This is a genomic window from Thermodesulfobacteriota bacterium (assembly GCA_040758155.1).
Classification (GTDB): Bacteria; Desulfobacterota; Deferrimicrobia; order Deferrimicrobiales; family Deferrimicrobiaceae; genus UBA2219.
Genome location: JBFLWB010000020.1, coordinates 1 through 2,189, shown reverse-complemented (window position 1 = coordinate 2,189; position 2,189 = coordinate 1). Strand labels below are relative to the sequence as shown.

At 66.3% G+C, this 2,189-nt stretch carries 2 protein-coding genes; both read right to left on the bottom strand.

Annotated features, from left to right (window positions below):
- Positions 1-102: 102 nt before the first annotated feature.
- Positions 103-1,896, bottom strand: a complete 1,794-nt coding sequence (locus tag AB1346_01515; protein ID MEW6719108.1) for a GAF domain-containing sensor histidine kinase — start codon at positions 1,894-1,896, stop codon at positions 103-105.
- Between the two features lies 1 nt (position 1,897).
- Positions 1,898-2,189 (bottom strand): response regulator (locus tag AB1346_01510; GenBank protein ID MEW6719107.1); only part of this gene is annotated, 292 nt, incomplete at its 5' end.

The window sequence follows — 2,189 nt, the reverse complement described above, 5'->3', positions numbered from 1 at the left end:
CGGTATGGTGGTTCCTCAGCGGTGGGAATCGAACCCAAGGCGCCGCCGACCGACCAGGGAGGAAAAGCGGCCATGGATGGCCGGGAGCGGCCCCGGGCACCACTATACCGTTTCCACTTCCACCCTCGGCAGCCGCACAGTGAAGCGGGAGCCTTTCCCCGGCTCGCTCTCCACGGTCACGACGCCGTCCAGCCTCCGCACCAGCCGCGAGACGATGGAAAGCCCGAGCCCCGTCCCCATCGCGCCGGACGCCTTTGCCGCCGGGGACCTGAAGAAGCTCTCGAAGATCCGCTCCCGATCCTCCGCCGGGATGCCCATCCCCGTGTCCTCGACCAGGAACTCCGCCCACCCGTCGGCAGGGTGCATGGCGAAGACGATCCTTCCGGCGCTCGTGTAATTCACGGCGTTGGTCAGCAGGTTCGAAAAGATCTTCTCCAAATCGCCGGGATCGGCCCGGACGACCAGCTCATCCCCGCCCGGCTCCTCGATGAACTCCAGCCCCTTGGCCCGTGCCTGCTCCCGCGCCGTGTCCAGGGTCTTCCGAAGCGTCTCCGCGGGGCGGACGGGGCGGATCGCGCCATCCTCCTCTTCCCGGAACCGTTGCGCCGCGGCCGTATCGAGGAGATCGCGGATGGTGTCGAAGGAATCCTGGATCCGGCGCTTCATGCGCGCAACCAGGTCCTTCTGCGCGTCGTTCAACGGGCCGGCGTACGACAGGGCGTCGATGGCTCCCTGAACCGCCGCCAGAGGGGACCGGAGCTGGTGATGGGTCATCCGGGCGAACCATACCCTCTCCCGGTCGATCGCCTGAAGCTCCCCGAAGCTGCGGGCGTTCTGCAGGGCGAGGGCGCAGAGGTTGGCCAGGTTCAACAGCAGCTTCTCCTCCTGTTCGGTGAAGACGCGAGGCTCGGCCGTGTAGATCCGGAGGACGCCGAGGGTCCGGTCCTTTGCCCGCATCGGGCAGGAAAGCATCGAACGAAGCCCTTCCCTCCGCGCTTCCTCCCGGTACTGGAACCGGTGGTCCTCGGTCACGTCCGGCACCTGGATCGTCCGTCCCTGCAGCACCTCGTGGTCGATCCAGCTCTTCTCCACCTCCACCGGTCCCTTGTCGATGTAGGCCTTGCTCAGGCCGTACGAGCCGCCGATGGAGAGAGTCGTTCCGCTCCGGTCGAAGATCCGCACAAAGCATCCCTTCACGCCGAACAGACGGGCCGTCTGCTCCGCGATCAGACCCAGGACTTCCTCGAGGTCGAGCGTGGAATTCACGAGCCGGCCGATGTTGTAGAGCGACTCCATCTCCTGGTACGAGCGATTCAGCGCCTGCGTCGAGCGGGACAGGGCGTCTCCCTTCTCGCGGAGGCGGGCCGTGATGGAATTCGCAAGCCACGTCGTCGCGAAGAAGAACAACGTGAGGACGATCCAGATGCGGAACCGGTCCGGCGACGCATCCGCGGGAGACACCCATGCGAGGATTCCGAGGAGGGAGCTTGCCGCGCAGGTGAGCAGGTAGCACGCCTTCCGCGAGAGCAGGATGGCGCCTACGATCAGGTGGAACGCGTAGACGAGGCATACGGGGCTGGCTATGCCGCCGGTCAGGTAAACGATGGCGGTCAACGCGACCCAGTCGAGTCCCGCCTGGAGGTAGACGGCCTTCCGGGTTCGCGCGGGCGTCGACGCGATCCACTGACGGTTCCGCTGGAGGACCAGGTTGTAGGACATCAGCGTGAGAGCCACGGCGAGGAGAGGAACGGGAGGCACGGGGATGCCGAGGAGCCATGGCCCCGCCAGGATCCCCGCAAGGATCGCGGCGCTCGCGACCCATCGCAGGCGGGTAAGCCACTGCAGGCGTTCCTGGAGTTCCCTGTCCAGCGGCAGCAGGAAGGGCTCCGGGATCAACTTATCCCTTTCCGGCGCCGTCCGCGGGCGGCCGCCCCAGCTTCGCCCGAAGAAGTCCGAGGAGGATCTTCGGGTCGACCGGTTTCTGGAACACCCCCTGCAGCCCGAGCCCCGTGGTATCGATCATGTCGCCGAAGTAGTCGCCGGTCGAGCTGAGCATGATGACGGGCAGGGCGGGATCCCGTTTTTTCAACTCGTCGAGGAGACGGGTCCCCGAGTCGACGTCCTCCATCATCAGGTCGAGGATGACCAGGTCGGGCCTCGCGCGCTCGAATTCCCGCACCCCTTCCTTC